The organism is Actinoallomurus oryzae (genome assembly GCF_039541955.1).
In the GTDB taxonomy this organism is placed as follows: Bacteria; Actinomycetota; Actinomycetes; order Streptosporangiales; family Streptosporangiaceae; genus Actinoallomurus; species Actinoallomurus oryzae.
The window spans coordinates 20,556-37,836 of record NZ_BAABHF010000045.1; the positions used below are offsets into that span (position 1 = coordinate 20,556).

The 17,281-nt window shown below is 72.7% G+C and carries 15 protein-coding genes; 8 read left to right on the forward strand and 7 right to left on the reverse strand.

The window, feature by feature from the left end:
- The first annotated feature begins 81 nt into the window (after positions 1-81).
- From ABEA10_RS35245 to ABEA10_RS35265, 5 genes are read left to right on the forward strand one after another with little or no spacing between them, the layout of a single operon-like run.
- Positions 82-1,272, forward strand: a complete 1,191-nt coding sequence (locus ABEA10_RS35245) for an efflux RND transporter periplasmic adaptor subunit (RefSeq protein ID WP_345471422.1) — start codon at positions 82-84, stop codon at positions 1,270-1,272.
- Positions 1,269-2,009: an ABC transporter ATP-binding protein gene (locus ABEA10_RS35250; RefSeq protein ID WP_345471424.1), complete on the forward strand. Its 741-nt coding sequence runs from the start codon at positions 1,269-1,271 to the stop codon at positions 2,007-2,009. Before ABEA10_RS35245 ends, ABEA10_RS35250 begins: the two co-directional genes overlap by 4 nt.
- A complete protein-coding gene (locus ABEA10_RS35255; protein ID WP_345471426.1) occupies positions 2,006-3,283 on the forward strand; it encodes an ABC transporter permease in 1,278 nt (425 codons plus the stop codon). Before ABEA10_RS35250 ends, ABEA10_RS35255 begins: the two co-directional genes overlap by 4 nt.
- Positions 3,284-3,300: 17 nt before the next feature.
- Positions 3,301-3,861, forward strand: a complete 561-nt coding sequence (locus tag ABEA10_RS35260) for a hypothetical protein (protein WP_345471428.1) — start codon at positions 3,301-3,303, stop codon at positions 3,859-3,861.
- Between the two features lie 33 nt (positions 3,862-3,894).
- Positions 3,895-4,308: a hypothetical protein gene (locus tag ABEA10_RS35265; RefSeq protein ID WP_345471430.1), complete on the forward strand. Its 414-nt coding sequence runs from the start codon at positions 3,895-3,897 to the stop codon at positions 4,306-4,308.
- An 88-nt stretch (positions 4,309-4,396) separates the two neighbouring features.
- Here the strand turns inward: ABEA10_RS35265 and malQ are convergent, their stop codons facing one another.
- Positions 4,397-6,421: a 4-alpha-glucanotransferase gene (malQ, locus tag ABEA10_RS35270; RefSeq protein WP_345471432.1), complete on the reverse strand. Its 2,025-nt coding sequence runs from the start codon at positions 6,419-6,421 to the stop codon at positions 4,397-4,399.
- A 40-nt stretch (positions 6,422-6,461) separates the two neighbouring features.
- Positions 6,462-7,871, reverse strand: coding sequence for an amidase (locus tag ABEA10_RS35275; protein WP_345471434.1), 1,410 nt, complete (start codon positions 7,869-7,871; stop codon positions 6,462-6,464).
- Between the two features lie 205 nt (positions 7,872-8,076).
- Here ABEA10_RS35275 and ABEA10_RS35280 point away from each other — a divergent pair, with 205 nt between their 5' ends.
- Positions 8,077-8,898: a nuclease-related domain-containing protein gene (locus tag ABEA10_RS35280; RefSeq protein ID WP_329255561.1), complete on the forward strand. Its 822-nt coding sequence runs from the start codon at positions 8,077-8,079 to the stop codon at positions 8,896-8,898.
- A 76-nt stretch (positions 8,899-8,974) separates the two neighbouring features.
- Here ABEA10_RS35280 and ABEA10_RS35285 read toward each other — a convergent pair whose 3' ends face one another.
- A complete protein-coding gene (locus tag ABEA10_RS35285) occupies positions 8,975-9,568 on the reverse strand; it encodes a VOC family protein (protein WP_345471436.1) in 594 nt (197 codons plus the stop codon).
- Between the two features lie 97 nt (positions 9,569-9,665).
- Between ABEA10_RS35285 and ilvD the strand changes: the two genes are divergently transcribed.
- Positions 9,666-11,516, forward strand: coding sequence for a dihydroxy-acid dehydratase (ilvD, locus tag ABEA10_RS35290; protein ID WP_345471438.1), 1,851 nt, complete (start codon positions 9,666-9,668; stop codon positions 11,514-11,516).
- An 18-nt stretch (positions 11,517-11,534) separates the two neighbouring features.
- Here the strand turns inward: ilvD and ABEA10_RS35295 are convergent, their stop codons facing one another.
- On the reverse strand, positions 11,535-11,861 hold the full coding sequence (locus tag ABEA10_RS35295; RefSeq protein ID WP_345471440.1) for a DUF4232 domain-containing protein: 327 nt from the start codon (positions 11,859-11,861) through the stop codon (positions 11,535-11,537).
- Between the two features lie 126 nt (positions 11,862-11,987).
- A complete protein-coding gene (locus ABEA10_RS35300) occupies positions 11,988-12,815 on the reverse strand; it encodes a helix-turn-helix transcriptional regulator (RefSeq protein WP_345471442.1) in 828 nt (275 codons plus the stop codon).
- Between the two features lie 103 nt (positions 12,816-12,918).
- Here ABEA10_RS35300 and ABEA10_RS35305 point away from each other — a divergent pair, with 103 nt between their 5' ends.
- On the forward strand, positions 12,919-14,346 hold the full coding sequence (locus ABEA10_RS35305) for an MFS transporter (protein ID WP_345471444.1): 1,428 nt from the start codon (positions 12,919-12,921) through the stop codon (positions 14,344-14,346).
- Here ABEA10_RS35305 and ABEA10_RS35310 read toward each other — a convergent pair.
- Positions 14,243-15,094 carry a class I SAM-dependent methyltransferase gene (locus ABEA10_RS35310; protein WP_345471446.1) on the reverse strand — a complete coding sequence of 284 codons (852 nt, stop codon included), beginning with the start codon at positions 15,092-15,094 and terminating at the stop codon, positions 14,243-14,245. The genes ABEA10_RS35305 and ABEA10_RS35310 overlap by 104 nt on opposite strands.
- Complete coding sequence (locus tag ABEA10_RS35315; RefSeq protein WP_345471448.1) at positions 15,084-17,264, reverse strand: prolyl oligopeptidase family serine peptidase; 2,181 nt, start codon at positions 17,262-17,264, stop codon at positions 15,084-15,086. The genes ABEA10_RS35310 and ABEA10_RS35315 overlap by 11 nt, the downstream gene beginning before the upstream one ends.
- Positions 17,265-17,281 lie beyond the last annotated feature (17 nt).

The window sequence follows — 17,281 nt, forward strand, 5'->3', positions numbered from 1 at the left end:
GAAACACCTTTGAAACGCCACTCATCTATTTCTCATGGTCACATCAGCCTGGTCCCATCGAACGTCTCCAGATTAGGCCGGGTGAAACGTCTGCTGAGACGCCGCGTTCTCCTGCTCAACGGTGCGCTCGCCGTACTGCTGGCCGTCGGGATCGGCGTCGGATATCTCTCGCTCACCGGTGGGGACGACGCGGCCGGCGCGCCCTCCACCCGCACCGCGCGGGTCGCGCGCGGCAACGTCGTGTCATCGGTGTCCGCCTCCGGCTCGGTCGCCAGCTCCCGTACGCGGTCGCTCACCTTCGGTACGTCCGGCACCGTCACCAAGATCTACGTGGCGGCCGGCGACAAGGTCAAGAAGGGCAAGGTGCTGGCCCGGCTCGACCGGACCGCGGCCGAGGAGAACGTCACGTCGGCCAAGGCGAGCCTGGCCGCCGCCGCGTCCGGCGACACCTCCAGCGCCTCGGGCTACTCCCAGTACGTCTCGGCGAAGAACTCCTACGAGCAGGCCGTACGGGCGCTCGAGGGCACCAGGATCGTCGCGCCGTTCAGCGGGACGATCGTCGCGGTCAACGGCACCGTCGGCGGCTCCTCCAGCGGCTCCTCCAGCGGCTCGGGCTCCTCCTCGTCCGGGTCCTCCGCCTCCTCCTCGTCCGGGCAGGGCTCCACCGGCGCGTCGGGCTCGTCCGCGTCCTCCGGCAGTGACGCTTCGAGCTCGTCGGGGTTCATCGAGCTGGCCGACCCCGGCCGGCTGGAGGTCACCGGGGAGTTCACCGAGTCGGACGCGACCAAGCTGAAGACCGGCCAGTCCGCGACGGTCTCCTTCGACGCGCTCACCGGCGTGACGGCCACCGGCGAGGTCACCCAGATCGACATGTCGCCGACGACGAGCAACAACGTGGTCCAGTACGGCGCCACCGTCGAGCTGACCGACCCGCCGTCGTCCCTGCGGCTCGGCCAGACCGCGACGGTGCGAGTCACCACGGCCTCGGCGGAGAACGTGCTGTACGTGCCGGCGGCCGCGGTGAAGACGGCCGGCGGGCAGAGCACCGTGACCGTCCAGCAGGGCGGGAAGCAGGTCGCCAGGCAGGTGCGGATCGGTGTCTCCGGCGACCAGGGCACGGAGATCAAGTCGGGGCTGAACGAGGGCGACGAGGTCGTGATCACCACGACGAGCAGCAGCGGCAGCAGTGGCTCCTCCGGTGGGTTCCCCGGCGGCGGGGGCGGTGGCATCGGCGGCCCCGGTGGCGGCATCGGCGGCGGAGGGCGGCCGTGACGGCGCCGGTCCTGGACGTGCGCGAGGTGACCAAGGTCTACGGCGCGGGCGACACGGCCGTCCACGCCCTGCGGGGCGTCTCGCTGCGGGTCGAGCGGTCCGACTACGTCGCCATCATGGGAGCGTCCGGCTCCGGCAAGTCGACGCTCATGAACATCCTGGGCTGCCTCGACGTGCCCAGCGACGGCCGTTACCTGCTCGACGGCACCGACGTCGGGACGCTCGACGAACGCCGGCTGTCGATCCTGCGCAACCGCAGGATCGGTTTCATCTTCCAGTCCTTCAACCTGATCCCCCGGATGTCGGCGCTGGCGAACGTCGAGCTGCCCCTGGCGTACGGCGGCGTACGGCCGTCGCGGCGCCGGCGGCGGGCCGAGGCCGCGCTGCGCCAGGTCGGCCTCGGCGACCGGATGGGGCACGAGCCGAACGAGCTGTCCGGTGGTCAGCAGCAGCGGGTCGCCGTGGCCCGGGCGCTGGTCACCGCTCCGGCGCTCGTCCTGGCCGACGAGCCGACCGGCAACCTGGACACGCGGTCCACCGAGGACGTCCTGGACATCCTGGACGGGCTCAGCACGTCGGGGCGCACGATCGTATTGATCACCCACGAGGACGAGGTCGCCGCACGGGCCAAGCGCGTGATCCGCCTGGTCGACGGGCGCGTCATGGACGACCGCCGGCAGGCGGCCGTGGACGGGCCGCCGCCCGCCGCGGCCCGGGTGGCGGGCGGCGCCCGGTGAACCCCTGGGAGATCCTGCGGTTCGCCGTGCGCGGCCTGACGTCCAACAAGCTGCGCAGCGCGCTGACCATGCTCGGCATCCTCATCGGCGTCGCGGCCGTGATCGTCCTGGTCGCGGTGGGGAACGGCTCCTCCCAGCAGATCAAGGACAGCATCTCCCGGCTCGGCGCCAACTCCCTGACCGTCACGCCGTCGACCTCCGCGGGCCGGCGCGGCGGCATGGGCGGACCCGGGGGCGGCGGGTTCGGCGGGGCCGCCGCCGGCGGGCAGAGCGGCGGCCCGCGGACCCAGGCCCACGACCTCACGGTGGACGACGCGAAGGCCCTGGTCGACCCGGTCAACGCGCCCGCGGTCAAGAGCGCCTCCCCGGTCGTGACCTCCTCGTCGGTGACGACGACGTACGCGGGCACGAGCCACGCGATCAGCCAGTTCGTCGGCACCTATCCGGCCTACCTCTCCGCCGCCGACAAGGTCGTCGACCGGGGGACGGCGTTCACGAACGACGACGTGACGGGCGACCGCAAGGTCGTGGTGATCGGGACCACGGTGGCCGAGGACCTCTTCGGCACCGTCGATCCGCTGAACAAGCAGATCAACGTCGGCGGCGCGCTCTTCACCGTCGTCGGGGTCCTGGAGGAGTCGGGGTCGTCGGGCATGCAGGACGCCGACGACGTCGCGATCGCCCCGCTGCCCGCCGTCCAGGAGAACCTCACTGGGTTCGGCGGGCTGAGCGACATCGTCGTGGAGGCCCGGAGCGCCAAGGTCACCGACGAGGCGCAGAGCGAGGTCACCGGCATCCTCGACCAGCGGCACGGCATCTCCGGGTCCAACACGGCCGACTTCCAGATCCAGAGCCAGGCGAGCCTGCAGTCGGCGGTGAGCGACTCCAGCAAGACCTTCACCGTGCTCCTCGGCGCGGTCGCCGCGATCAGCCTGCTCGTCGGCGGGATCGGCATCACCAACATCATGCTGGTCACCGTCACCGAGCGGACGCGCGAGATCGGCATCCGCAAGGCCATCGGAGCGCCGCGGGGCGCGATCCTCGGCCAGTTCGTCGCCGAGGCGACCGTGCTCAGCCTGCTCGGCGGCCTGTCGGGGGTGGCCATCGGGGTCGTCGCGAGCCTGTTCCCCATCGCCGGCGTGAAGCCCGTGCTGGTGCCCTCGTCGATCGCCCTGGCCCTGGCCGTGTCCGTGGCGATCGGCCTGTTCTTCGGCGGCTATCCCGCCGGCCGTGCCGCGAAGCTGCGCCCCATCGAGGCGCTGCGACACCAATGAGCGCGAGGAGAGAGAAGATGAGCCCCCGCCCACGACGCGCCGCCGGACACGCACCGGCCGGGGAGAGCGAGGAGCTCTCCGAACCACCGTTCGACGACGACCTGGCCGAGGAGCTGGCCAGGGCGCCACGCGTCCGCAGGCGGCCGGGGCCGACCACCGTCCTCGGCGCGGGCGTGCTGGTCGCCGCCGGGTTCGTCGTCGGCGCCCAGGTGGACCGGCACGTCGCGCGCCAGAGCTCCGTGCCCACCGCGCAGGGCGCGACGGGCGGCACGCCGCCGCGCCAGGGCGGCACCCGGGGCACCGGACAGGCGGGGAGCGCCGCTCCGGGCGCCTCCCCGACGGCCGGCGTGACCACCGGAACGGTGCAGAAGATCTCCGGCCGGACCCTCTACGTCCGGACGGCGAACGGCGACGTCGTCAAGGTCACGGTGACCGGCACCACCGACGTCAGCGTGCTCCGCAGCGGTTCGGCCACGGACCTCAAGGCCGGAACGAGCGTCGTCGTGCACGGTGACCAGGCCGAGGACGGCACGGTCACCGCCACCTCCGTCAGCCAGGGCCGGGCCTCCGGCCGCTGACGTACCCGGAATCCGACCGATCAGGAGAAGAAAATGATCGATGGTCAGGCGGCGGTCCGGCTGTTCGGCGGGGCGGCGGTCACGGCCGCGCTGCTGTTCAGCGCGGCCTGCGGCGGCTCGGACGGCGCCTCCGGGCAGAGTTCGAGCGCCGCGCGGAGCGGCGGCTCGAAGGACGCGATGGCCGCGTACCGCGAGTGCATGCAGAAACAGGGCGTCTCGATGCCCGGCCCCGGCAACGGCGCGCCGGGCGGGGCCCCCAGCGGCACGCCGACGGCCCGGCCCTGGGGACGGCCGTCAGGCCGCCCGAGCGGCACGCCGACCATGTCGGCGAAGCAGAAGAAGGCCGCCCAGGCCTGCGCGTCGCTCCGGCCGAGCGGTGCGCCGGGCGGCGGCCAGGGCGGCCCGCCCGGCGGCGCGCCGAACGGCAACGTCCCCGCGAACGGGTAACCGGCCGTCGGAGGCACTGCGCCGCGCCCCGCGAGCCGGTGAGCGGCAGGACGCCGGCGCGTGAGGCCCGGGGACACCTCCCCGGGCCTCACGGCTCCCGGCGCCGTACCGGTTCCGTGGTGGCGCGTACGCGGCGGTCGGAGGGAAGGTCGTCCAGGAGGACCGGGTGGCCGTCGGCGTCGGACAGGGGGACCCGCCAGTTCGGGTACTCATCCGTCGTGCCCGGCTGGTTCTGGGTGCGGCGCTCGCCGACCGCGTCGGCCAGGGAGACGCCGATGAGCCGGGACGGTGTGCGGGCGAGGAAGGCGTGCAGGGCGGTCGTCATGTCCGCCGGGTCCAGGCCGAGGGAGGTCAGCAGTTCGCGCCACTCCCGCAGACCCTCCTCCAGCTCCTCGTACTCCTCCGAGGCCGGGCGCGTCAGCAGGCCGAGGCGCTCGCGCAGCGCGATGTGGTCGCCGTTCAGGTAGCCCTCGACGGGCGGCATGTCGTGGGTGCCGACGGTGGCCAGGCACAGCTCGCGCCACTTGCCGGGCGGCAGCGGCCCGCCGCCGGGGTCGCGCTCGAACCAGGCCATCGACGTCCCGAACACCCCGCGCTCGGCGAACACCTCGCGCATGTAGTCCTCGACCGTGCCGAGGTCCTCACCGACGACGACCGCGTCCGCCCGGTGCGCCTCGTACAGCAGCGCCCCGAGCATCTCTTCGTGCGGGTAGGCGACGTACGTGCCCTCGGAGGCCGGCGCGCCGTCGGGCACCCACCACAGCCGGAACACCTGCATCGCGTGGTCGAGCCGAAGGCCGCCCGCGTGCCGCAGGACGTGGCGGAGCATGGCGCGGTACGGCGCGTAGCCGGAGGCGGCGAGCCGCTGGGGATGCCACGGCGGTTGCCCCCAGCCCTGGCCGCGCTGGTTGAAGGCGTCCGGTGGCGCTCCGACGGTGATGCCCTGGGCGAACAGCCGCTGGTACGCCCACGTGTCCGCGCCGCCGGGGTCGACGCCGACGGCGAGGTCGTGGATGACGCCGATCGGCATCCCCGCGGCGCGGGCGGCCGACTGTACCGAGGCGAGCTGCTCGTCCAGGAGCCACTGCAGCCACGAGTGGAAGCCCACGCGGTCCGCGAGCCGGTCGCGCTCGGCGGCGACCGCGGCCGAGGCCGGATCGCGCAGCGCGGAGGGCCACGAGCGCCAGTCGGCGCCGTGGATCTCGGCCAGCGCGCACCAGGTCGCGAAGGCCGTCAGCGCCTCGCCCTCCCGCCCGCGGTAGGCGGCGTAGGCGGCCTCGCGGCCGGGCGAGCGCGGCAGCGTGTACAGCCGCTCCAGCGCGGCGCCCTTGGCCGCCCAGACCGCGTCGCGGTCGAGGGCGCCGGCCGTGTGGTCGCGGGCCCGCGCGGGAGCCGCGAGCTCGTCGACGCGCCGCCGCAGGTCCGGGCCTGCCGCGGCGTACTCGGGCACGTCCTCGGGGCGCAGGTAGAGAGGACTGGTGTAGCGGCGGCTCATCGGCAGGTACGGCGAGGGCCGGATCGGCGCGGCGGGCTCGCCGGCGTGCAACGGGTTGACCAGCACGAACCCGGCACCGAGGTCCTCCGCGCTCCAGCGCGCCAGGCTCCGCAGGTCGGCCAGGTCGCCGAGGCCCCAGGAGCCGCGCGACCGCGCCGAGTACAGCTGTGCCATGAACCCCCAGGCGCGCGTCCCCGGATCGGGCGCCCGCGGCGGGGCGACCAGCAGCGGAGCGCTCGCCGTGCGGTCGCCGAGAGAGGCGTGAACGGTGCACTCGCCGAGTGGCGTGTCGGCCGGGAGGCGGTAGGACCCGGCGCCCGACGGGGCGAGGGGGACCTCGCCGCCGTCCGGCGGTTCGACGCGCACGTCCGCACCCGGCAGCACGGCCAGCCTCTCCCCCGGGTAGGCGACCAGCGCCGGCGGCAGCAGCCGTGTGCGCCGCTCGTGGTCGAGCCGCTCCAGCTCGGAGCGGATGGCGGCCGGGGAGGCGACGTCCGCGCCCAACGCGGTCAGCACCGCCCTGATCGTGTCGGGCGGGACGTCGGCCGGTCGCCTCCGCCAGTCGGTGTAGGAGGTCTCGACGCCGTACGCGGCGGCCAGTGCGGTGAGGTCGTTCACGGTCTCCACGATGCCCCGAGGAACCGCCCCGAACCGGCGGTCAGTCCCACATCGGCGGATGCCGGTCGGCCCAGGGGCGGGCGGCCTCGAGTTGGGCGGACAGCGAGATGAGGGTGGCCTCGTCGCTCATCCGGCCGACGAGCATCACGCCGATCGGCAGGCCGTCGTCGCTCCAGTGCAGCGGGACGTTGACGGCCGGCTGACCGGTGATGTTGTAGATCGAGGTGAAGGGCGTGAAGCGCTTCTGCCGTTCGAAGTTCTCGGCCGGATCGACGTCGTCGAAGTAGCCGATCGGCACCGGCGGCTGCGCGAGCGTCGGGTGCAGGATCACGTCGTACTGCTCGGCGACCGGCATCGCCAGGCGCACGGCGAGCTGCAGCGCGCCCTGGGCCATGAACAGCTCCGGCGCGGTGATGGCGTTGCCGCGCTCGCGCAGGTGGCGGGTGAGCGGCCGGAGGCGTTCCTCGCGGTCCGGCGGCACCGGGGTGAGCGTGGCCATCGCCGCCCAGAGCGTCTCGAAGTGCGGCACCAGGTCGGCGTTGAACGGCATGTCGAGATCTTCGACCTCGTGGCCCAGCTCGGTGAGCAGCTCGGTGGTGGCCTCGTAGGCGGCCACGCAGTCGGGGTGGATCTCCGCACCGGGCACGGCCGAGGCCATGCTGCGGCCGATGCGCAGCCGGCCGGGCGCGCGGTCGGCGGCCTCGAGGAAGGTGCCCTCCTGCGGCGCGGCGTGATACATGTCACCCGGCCGGTTCCCGGCGATGAGGTCGAGCATCAGCGCGGCGTCGCGTACGGAACGGGCGATCGGGCCGTTCGTGGCGAGCCCGGCCAGGTCGGGCACGATCGGGCCGTGGCTGACCCGCCCGCGCGTCGGCTTGATGCCGAACAGGCCGCACACGCTGGACGGAATCCGGATCGACCCGCCGCCGTCGCTGCCCTGGGCGATCGGCGCGAGGCCCGCGGCGACCGCGGCGGCGGCTCCCCCGCTCGACCCGCCGGCGGACCGGGACAGATCCCAGGGAGTACGCGCCGGAGGCGCGACGTCGTTCTCGGTGTAACAGGGCAGTCCGAATTCCGGCGTATTGGTCTTGCCCAGCAGAATCGTGCCCGCGTCACGGAGCGATGTGACGACGTTGTCGTCGGCGAATCCCTTGAAATCGTCGAAGGCGGCCGAACCGAGCGTCATCGGCACGTCCTTCACCATGTTGAGGTCCTTGATGGGCACGGGCACGCCCAGCAATGGCGGCGTGTCGCCCTGCGCGACCGCCTTCTCCGCGGCTTTGGCCTGCTCACGCGCAATTTCGGCGGTCACCGTCACGAACGCGCCCACCTGATCGCCCAGCCGGTCGATGCGGTTCAGGTAGTGTTCGGTGACGTCGACGGGTGAGAGTTCGCGGTCACGGATCGCAGCGGCTTGCTCGCGCGCGCTGAGGTCATGAATCTGGGTCACAAGTGAAGACGGTACGCCCACCGAAAGTTGCACGGCCACCGTGGGGGATGATGCGAAATCTACCCTCGCCACAACCGCGCTAATCAACGACTCAGGGGGACAAAACTGTCGACATGGCACGACTAGGCACTCGGCGCAAAGCCTCGTTACCCTTCCTCAAGGAAGATCATGTTCGGTGCCGTCGATCGAGCAGGGAGTGTCGGAAATGGCCCCTGTGGAGCGGGATACATCCACCCAGACCTCCACACGCGAGCAGGATGACGCATCCCAGCGTTCCGAAGGGCAGGATCCGTTCGAACGCGAGCGCCCCAAGCAGGAAACGTACGGCGACATGATCGGCGATCCCCAGGTCCAGAGGTGGATCCGCCGGTCCGTCGGGGCGCTGGCCCTCGGGCTGCTGTTCGCGCTGCTGGTGAACCTTCCCGTCGGCCTCCTCGTCGCCATCGCGGTGGTGGTCGCCGACGTCGTGCTGAAGAACCGCAAGGAGTCGAGCGTCGAGGCGTGGCGCAAGCCGTCCGTCGCCGAACGCAAGACCGAGCGGCAGCTGCGCGGCATGGAGAAGGCCGGCTACCGCACCCTGCACGCCCGCGCCGTCCCTCGCGACGACGAGGGCGTCAGCGACGGGCAGATCGACCACCTGGTGATCGGACCCACCGGCGTGTACGCGGTCGACTCCGAAAAGTGGGACAAGCGGCTGCCGGTGCGCGCGATGTCGCACCGCAAGCTGTTCCTCGGCCCGTTCAACAAGAAGGAGCGCCTCGACGAGGCGCGCTGGGAGTCCGAGCAGGCCAGCAAGCTGATCAGCGAGCAGCTCGGCAAGGAGGTGCCGGTACAGCCCTCGCTCGCCATCTACGGCCCGGCCATCTCCTGGAAGGTCCTGATGGTCCGCGACGTCGACGTGTACGCCGGCACCCGCGCCCGCAACTACCTGCGCCGGCGCCCGAAGATCCTGTCCTCGGCGGACATCAACGACATCTACGAGGCCGCCGAGCGGGTGCTCCCGCCGAAGTATCCGACGGAGGACTGACCGGCTCCGGCGCGGAGCGCCGCGGAGAGCCGGATGCCCGATCGGTCTCGCATCCGCTGCGGAAGTACCGAGCTCCTCAGGTCAGGGTGGTGGTGCCGCCGAGCACCGCGACCAGCGCGGGCTCGCCCGCGCGCACGTCCAGCTCGACGCCGAGGGCGGCTAGCCGTTCGCGTACCCGCGCGGGCTCGGGATGGCTGGCGCCGAACGCCGTCAGCGGCACGACCGGCAGGTGACGCGCCGGATGCGGCGTCCTCCCCCAGTCGATCAGGAACGGCACGACCGCCTCGTACGGGTAGGTCAGCCGCCAGCGCAGCACCTCGCCGTCCGGGGTGCGGCGGGACAGCGGCTCGATCGGGCCCGGGTCGTAGCCGAGCGTGCGGGAGCGCGCGACACGCGCCTCGATGTCGGCGGCCCGTACCGCCCAGCCGGCCAGCCGTGGCTCGGTCAGCTCGTCGATGCCGAACGGCCGGGGCCCCTCGGGCTCCGGCTGCTCAGGATCCGGTCCGATGATCTCCAGATAGCGGAGTTCGCCCAGGCCGAGGAGGTGGTTACGCGTGCCGAGGCCCGGATGCGGCCCGCCTTCCACCGGCCGTACGCCGGTCAGCTTGCCGAGCTGCCGGACGCTCTCCTCCAGGTCAGGAGTCGCGTAGACGAGATGATCGAGTGTCATGACCGTCCTCGTTGTGCCCGCCATGTAAGACGTACTGTCTCAGCCCTGTGCTCCTACCCCGTACGATCGGAGTTCGAGCACAAGGGATGGAGAGGTCATGCCGCCGCTGAGGTCACGAACGGTTACACACGGCAGGAACATGGCGGGCGCACGGGCGCTGCTCCGGGCCACCGGTGTGGCCCGCGAGGACTTCGGCAAGCCCATCGTCGCCGTGGCCAACAGCTTCACCGAGTTCGTGCCGGGCCACGTCCACCTGCGCGAGGTCGGCCAGGTGGTCGCCGCCGCCGTCAAGGAGGCGGGCGGGGTGCCGCGTGAGTTCAACAGCATCGCGGTCGACGACGGCATCGCCATGGGTCACGGCGGCATGCTGTACTCCCTGCCGTCCCGCGAGCTCATCGCCGACTCGGTCGAGTACATGGTCAACGCGCACTGCGCCGACGCCCTGATCTGCGTCTCCAACTGCGACAAGATCACGCCGGGCATGCTGATCGCGGCCATGCGGCTCAACATCCCCACGGTGTTCGTCTCCGGCGGCCCGATGGAGGCCGGCAAGCCGGTCGAAGGCACCACCAAGCTCGACCTGATCGACCCGATGATCGCCTCCGCCGACGCGTCGGTCTCCGACGACACGCTCGCGCAGATGGAGGAGAACGCCTGCCCGACCTGCGGGTCCTGCTCGGGGATGTTCACCGCCAACTCCATGAACTGCCTGACCGAGGCGATCGGCCTGGCGCTGCCCGGCAACGGCACGGTGCTGGCCACCCACGCCGACCGCAAGAAGCTGTTCGAGGACGCCGGCCGGCGGGTCGTGGAGATCGCCAATCGCTACTACGCCGATGACGACGACTCGGTGCTCCCGCTGAACATCGCCACCCGCGACGCGTTCGAGAACGCCATGGCGCTCGACGTCGCGATGGGCGGCTCGACCAACACGATCCTGCACCTGCTGGCGGCGGCCCGTGAGGCGGGCGTGAACTTCGGCCTGAAGGAGATCGACGAGCTGTCCCGCCGCGTGCCGTGCGTCTGCAAGGTCGCTCCGGCCACCGCGAAGTACCACATCGAGGACGTCCACCGCGCCGGCGGCATCCCGGCCATCCTGGGTGAGCTCGACCGCGGCGGCCTGCTCAACCGTACGGTCCACACGATCCACGGCGACTCGCTCGGGGCGTTCCTGGACTCCTGGGACGTGCGCTCCGACAGCGTGTCGGCCGAGGCGACGGAGCTGTTCCACGCCGCGCCCGGCGGGGTGCGCACCACCCGGCCGTACAGCCAGAACAACCGGTGGGAGTCCCTCGACCTCGACCGCGCCGAGGGCTGCATCCGCGACGTCGAGCACGCCTACACCAAGGACGGCGGGCTGGCCGTGCTGTACGGCAACCTCGCCGTGGAGGGCGCGGTCGTCAAGACCGCGGGCGTGGAGGAGTCGCTGTGGCGCTTCGAGGGCCCGGCGGTGGTGTTCGAGAGCCAGGAGGACGCGGTCGAGGGCATCCTCGGCGACCGGGTCAAGCCCGGTGACGTGGTCGTGATCCGCTACGAGGGCCCCAAGGGCGGCCCGGGCATGCAGGAGATGCTCTACCCCACGTCGTTCCTCAAGGGCCGTGGCCTCGGCAAGGCCTGCGCGCTGATCACGGACGGCCGCTTCTCGGGCGGCACGAGCGGCCTGTCGATCGGGCACGCCTCACCGGAGGCGGCGGGCGGCGGCGACATCGCCCTGGTCGAGGACGGCGACCGCATCGTGATCGACATTCCGGGCCGCGAGCTGCGCCTCGACGTGCCGGCCGACGAGCTCCGCGCCCGCCGCGAGCGCCTGCTGAAGGACCTGGGCTCCTACCGTCCCCGCGACCGGCGCCGCCCGGTGAGCGTGGCCCTCCAGGCGTACGCCGCGATGGCCACCTCCGCCTCCACGGGCGCCGCCCGCGACATCACCCAGCTCGGCGGCGCGTCCTAGCGGCCGGTCGGGCTCCGGTCAGTCGAGCCAGGGGCGGAAGCCGTCGACCGTGATCGTCTTGGCGGCGGGAGCGCTGGAGCTCCAGTCGATGACGCGGCTTCCGCCGCCGTCCGGCAGCGTTATCCGGATCTTGGACGGGCGCGCGTGGTCGCCGCTCCCCGTGGCGAAGGTCAGGTCGAACACGGCCTGCTCGCCGGGACCGACCTCGGTGGTGACCCCGTCGGCGCCCTTGCGGAACCGGTAGGGAAGCGTCTTTCCGTCCTCGTCGAGCAGCCGGATCTTCGCGCGGCCCGTCAGCACGCAGGTCTGGTCGCCCTCGGCCGTGACGGACAGCGGCTGGTCCAACCCGTCGCCCGTCTCGTACGGGTGGGCGAACGCGACGCGTGGCGCTCCAGGCGTACGCCACGATGGACACCTGGCCCCTCCACGGGTGCCGCGCGCGACGTCTCCCAGCTCGGGGGGCTGCCAGGCCTAGGAGGGCTCGCCCAGGCGGGTCAGCGCCGCGTGGGAGGCCGAGCCCGGTGCGGCCGTGTAGGCGACCAGCCGCTGCCCCGCGTCCACCGGGGCGGCGAGCACCGTGTACTCCAGTGACATCCGGCCCGCCACGGGGTGATTCAGTTCCTTGCGTCCACCGGTCTTGTGGCGCAGCCCGCGTGCCGCCCACAGCCGCCGGAAGTCGGGGCTGACCTCGTGGAGCCGGGCGATCAGTTCGGCGAGCTCGGCGTCGTCGGGGCGGTGCCCGGCGGCCGCACGCAGGTGAGCGACCGAGTCCGCCGCGATCGCGGGCCAGTCGACGAAGAGATCCCTGGCGCCCGGGTCGGTGAACACATAGCGCACGTTGTTGGGCGGGCGCGTGCCCTCCACCAGGTGCCCGAACAGCGCGGCGGCGGTGTCGTTCCAGGCCAGCACGTCACTTCGCCCGTTGATCACATAGGCCGCGGTCGGCGGGGACAGCAGTTCGAGCATCCGGTGGGCGCCCGTCGCCAGGGGCGCCCGCTCGGGCTCCGGGCCCGCCTCGCCGGCCAGCGCGAACAGGTGCTCGCGCTCGTCGGCGGACAGCCGCAGCGTCCTCGCCAGCGCGCCGAGCACGCTCGCCGACGGGTGCGGCGCACGGCCCTGTTCGAGGCGGACGTAATAGCCCTCGCTGACCCCCGCAAGCCGCGCGACCTCCTCCCGGCGGAGCCCCGGCGTGCGCCGGACTCCGCCGTCCGGCAGGCCCACCTCACCGGGGGTCAGCCGCGTCCGCCGTGATCGCAGGAACGCACCCATCTCGTGCGCCCGCGGACTCCGCCCGGCCACGTCCCCGACCGTCCTTCCTCCGTCGTCGCCGACCGCCAGGGTAGCCCTGTCAGGTTCACCCTCATCCGTTGCCTCCGCTCGGCGCACCGCCGAACCTGGTGCGGTGAGCACCGTCATCCATCCCGTCGTCGCGGCCCCGTCACGGGCGCGTACGACCCTGTTCGCCGCCTCCTTCGGCTTCCTCATGGTCAGCCTGGACGCCACGATCGTGAACGTCGCGTTGCCCACGCTCGGCCGGCGGCTCGGAGCGGGCCTTACCGGGCTGCAGTGGGTGGTGGACGGCTACACGCTGATGTTCGCCGCGTTCCAGCTCATCGGCGGGTCGCTGAGCGACCGGCTGGGGGCACGGCGCGCGTTCGCCACCGGGCTGAGCCTGTTCGTGCTCGCCTCGCTGGCCTGCGGCCTGGCCGGGACGCCGGGCGTCCTCATCGCCGCGCGGTTCGTCCAAGGCCTCGGCGCGGCCGTGCAGTTGCCCGCGTCGCTGGCGATGATCCGGCACGCCTACCCGGACGCGTCCGCGCGGAGCAGGGCCCTCGGGGTGTGGGCCGCGGCCGGCGGCGCGGCGGTGGCGGCCGGGCCCGTGCTGGGCGGCCTGCTCCTCGCCTCGCTGGGATGGCGGTCGCTGTTCCTGGTGAACCTGCTGATCGGCGGGGTTGGCCTGCTGATGACGTGGCGGGCGGACGCCACGCCGGCGGCCCGGGGACGCCCGCTGGACCTGCCCGGCCAGGCCGCCGTGGTCCTGGCGCTGTGCGGGCTGACCTTCGGGTTCATCGAGGCCGGCCGGCTCGGCTGGGCGTCGCCGCCGGTGGCGGCGGCTCTGGCGACGGCCGTGGCCTGCGGCGTGTTCTTCGTGTGGTGGGAGCGGCGTGTATCGGAGCCGTTGCTGCCGATGCGGCTGTTCGCTCGCCCGGTCTTCTCCGCCGCGAGTGTGGCCGGTTTCGCCCAGAACTTCGCGTACTACGGCATCGTCTTCCTGCTGAGCCTCTTCCTGCAGAACGAGCGGGGCGACTCCGCGCTGGCCACCGGCCTGATCTTCCTGCCCATGAGCATCGCCGCGATGGGGTCCAACATGCTCGGCGGCCGGCTGACCGCGCGGCTCGGCCCGCGGGTGCCCATGATCGGCGGCCAACTCCTGTTCGCGGCAGGACTGCTGACCCTGCTGGTGGCCGGGACCGGTGCCTCGAACCCGGTGATCTGGCTCGCCACGGTGCCGGTCGGCATCGGGGCCGGCGCCGTCGTCCCGGCCATGACCAGCGCGGTGCTGGAGACGGTCGAGCCGGGGCACGCCGGAGTGGCGTCGGCCGAGCTGAACACGGCCCGGCAGGTCGGCGGCGCGGTCGGGGTGGCCCTGTTCGGCGGGCTGGTCGCCGGGGACCTGGGTCACGGGCTGCGGCTGTCGCTGGCGATCGCCGCGGCCGCGCTGCTCCTCAGCGCGGCCGCGGCGGCCCGGTGGGTTCGCTCGGCTGCCCCCGGTCGGGCGAGGCGCCCCGCGACGGCCCCGGAACCGGCCCGCCCCGGACCGCCCCGATGAACTGCATGAGGCCGTAGGTCCTGCGGCGGACGACCGAGAAGCCGGCCGCCGTCAGGCCGTCGGTGAGCTCGCGGGACCCGAACATGCGGATGCCCGTCGCACCGCTGAGGGCGCCCAAACCGGGGCCGAGGAGCGGGAGTCCCGGGCGGTGCGTCGTCAGCACCACCAGGCGCCCGCCCGGGCGGAGCACCCGGGCCATGCTCGCGAGCGCCGCCCAGGGGTCCGCGAACAGGTACAGGGCGCCGTAGCAGCACACCGCGTCGAAGGTCGCCCCGGCGAAGGGCAGGTCCACCGCGTCGCACCGGACGTACGCCACCTCCGCCGTTCCCGGTGCGGAGGGGGGCGTGTCGGCCACGGCGCGGCTCAGCATCGTGGCCGAAGCGTCGGCGCCGACCACGAGGCCGCCGTCCCTGACACCCTCGACCAGCGCACGGGTCACGTTGCCGGGGCCGCAGGCGACGTCGAGGACGGTCGCGCCCGGGGTCGCGGCCAGGTCCAGCCACGCGCGGGCCAGCGCGTACTCCTGCTCCGTGCTCGGCCCGAGCAGTCCGCCCTTGGCGAGTCCGAAGACGACCGGCCGCCACGCCTGCTCGTAGATCCGCGGCAGCCCGGAGGAGCGCATCAGCCGCTGCGCGAACGTGTCGTGGGTCTCCTCCTCCCCCAGCAGGTCCAGATAGCCACGCGAGACATCCGGACGCGCCGGGGGCGACGCGAGCAGCTTCAGGACCCGATCGATGTCAGGGGGCACTGCCGATCACCAGCCCCGTGTGGGCGGCCGTGAAGGACAGCGTGTCCACGCTCAGGTCGACCGAGCGGCTGATCGCACGGGAGCCGTGGCCGACGTCGGCCTCGTTGCGCAGCAGGATCGGCCGCGCGGCGTCCGAGGTCGCGTGCTGCAGCGCCGCGCACATCTTCCGCGCGTGCAGCGGGTCGACCCGTGTGTCGCTCTCGAACACCGTGAACAGGGTGGCCGGGTAGGCGACACCCTCGCGTACGCGGTGGTAGGGCGAGTAGGCGTAGAGCCACTCGAACTGCTCGGGGTCGTCGGCCGAGCCGTACTCCACGTTCCACGTCTGGCCGAGGCCGAACTTCTCATACCGCACCATGTCCAGCAGCGGCGCGGAGCACACCGCGGCGGCGTAGAGGTCCGGGCGCTGGGTGATCGCCGCGCCGACCAGCAGGCCGCCGTTGGAACCGCCGGAGACGGCCAGCCGGTCCGGGGTGGTCCAGCCGTCGGCGATCAGCTTCTCGGCGGCGGAGTGGAAGTCGTCGAAGACGTTCTGCTTCTTGTCCAGCATGCCGGCCCGGTGCCACTCCTCGCCCTCCTCCGAGCCGCCGCGCAGGTTGGCCACGGCGTACACGCCGCCGGCCTCCACCCAGGCGAGCGTCGTGGCGGAGTACGCCGGGGTCAGCGGGATGTTGAAGCCGCCGTAGCCGTACAGGATCGTCGGGCGCGGGCCTTCGCCGCCAGAGCGCGCGACGACGAGCATCCGTACCTCGGTGCCGTCGTAGGAGGTGTAGGTGACCTGCCGCGTCTCGACGTCGTCGGGCACCTCCACCGCGCCCGGCGCCGACGCCCAGAGGGACAGCTCGCCGGTCCGTGCGTCGAAGCGGTGCACCGAGACGGGCGTGGTGTTGTCGGTGTAGACGAACCACGCCTCGTGGCCGCCCTCCGGGCGTTCGCTGATGCCGCCGAGCGTGCCGAGGCCGGGGACCGGGACCTCGCCGATGCGCGTCCCGGTCTCCAGGTCGTGGATCGTGATCTCGCTGAGCGCGTGGCGGGTCCAGCCGGCGAGCAGGACCGGCCGGTCGAGGTCGTCGAGGATCGCGAAGTCGGACAGGACCGCCTCGGGGTCCTCCGGGATCAGGTCGCGCCACGTCTCGTGCGACGGCGAGGCCGGGTCCGTCACGCACAGGCGGCTGCGGGGGGCGTCGCGGTCGGTGAAGATGTACGCGCGGCCGTCGCGGCCCACGTAGAGGCCGGTCTCCGCGTCGACGCCCTCCTGGACGGCCGTGAGCTCGGGGGCCTCCAGCGGCGAGGTGCGCAGGTCGGCGATCCACAGGTCGTTGCGCGGCGCGGTGCCCTGCGAGGCCGACAGCGTGAGCCAGTTGCCGTCGCGGCTGACCGAGACGCCGTAGTAGTTGGTCTTCTCCAGCCCCGCACCGAAGATCATCACGTCGTCGGTCTCCGGGTCGGTGCCGATCCGGTGCAGGTAGACGCGGCGGTGGTACTGGTCCTCGCCGGCGGGCACCTGGTCGGCGGGCAGGCGCCGTACGTAGTAGAAGGCCTCGCCGCCGGGCAGCCATGCGACCGGGGTGTAGCGGCACCGGTCGATGGGCCCCTCGACCCGCTCGCCGGTGGCGATGTCCATGACGTACAGCTTCGACTCCTCATCGCCCCCGTGGGAGAGCTGGTACGCGAGGAGCCGGCCCTCTTTGTCGGGCTGCCAGTGGTCGAGCGTCGTGGTGTGGGTCGGGTCGAGCGCCATCGGGTCGATGAGCGCCCGCTCGGTGCCCTCTTCCCCCTCGTGCGCCGGAGGGTCGACCGTGTAGAGAACGGCGTGCTCCTGCTCGGCCGTACGGCGCATGAAGAACTGGCGCTCGCCGCGCCAGACGGGCGTGCTCACGGTGCCGGCGCCCAGCAGCTCGCGGATGCGCGCGCGCAGGCGGTCGCGGCCGGGCAGCGCGTCCACCTCGTGGTGGAACAGCTCGTCCTGTTCCGTCAGCCAGGTCTTGGTCTCCTCGCCGTGCGGGTCCTCCAGCCAGCGGTACGGGTCGGGTACGCGGTGACCGTGGATCTCCTCGACGAGGTCCTCACGGCGAGCGGATGGGTACGGCTGTCGGCTCGGGAGCCCTCCTTCGTCGGAAGAGGGACCAGAGGCGCTGTGTTCGTCGATTCGCTCGCTCCGCTCGCTCATGGACGCACTCTATGAGG

Coding starts and splice junctions, on each gene's coding strand:
- ABEA10_RS35315 (WP_345471448.1), bottom strand. CDS start 17,264: ATGAGCGAGCGGAGCGAGCGAATCGACGAACACAGCGCCTCTGGTCCC.
- ilvD (WP_345471438.1), top strand. CDS start 9,666: ATGCCGCCGCTGAGGTCACGAACGGTTACACACGGCAGGAACATGGCG.
- ABEA10_RS35265 (WP_345471430.1), top strand. CDS start 3,895: ATGATCGATGGTCAGGCGGCGGTCCGGCTGTTCGGCGGGGCGGCGGTC.
- ABEA10_RS35260 (WP_345471428.1), top strand. CDS start 3,301: ATGAGCCCCCGCCCACGACGCGCCGCCGGACACGCACCGGCCGGGGAG.
- ABEA10_RS35280 (WP_329255561.1), top strand. CDS start 8,077: ATGGCCCCTGTGGAGCGGGATACATCCACCCAGACCTCCACACGCGAG.
- ABEA10_RS35285 (WP_345471436.1), bottom strand. CDS start 9,568: ATGACACTCGATCATCTCGTCTACGCGACTCCTGACCTGGAGGAGAGC.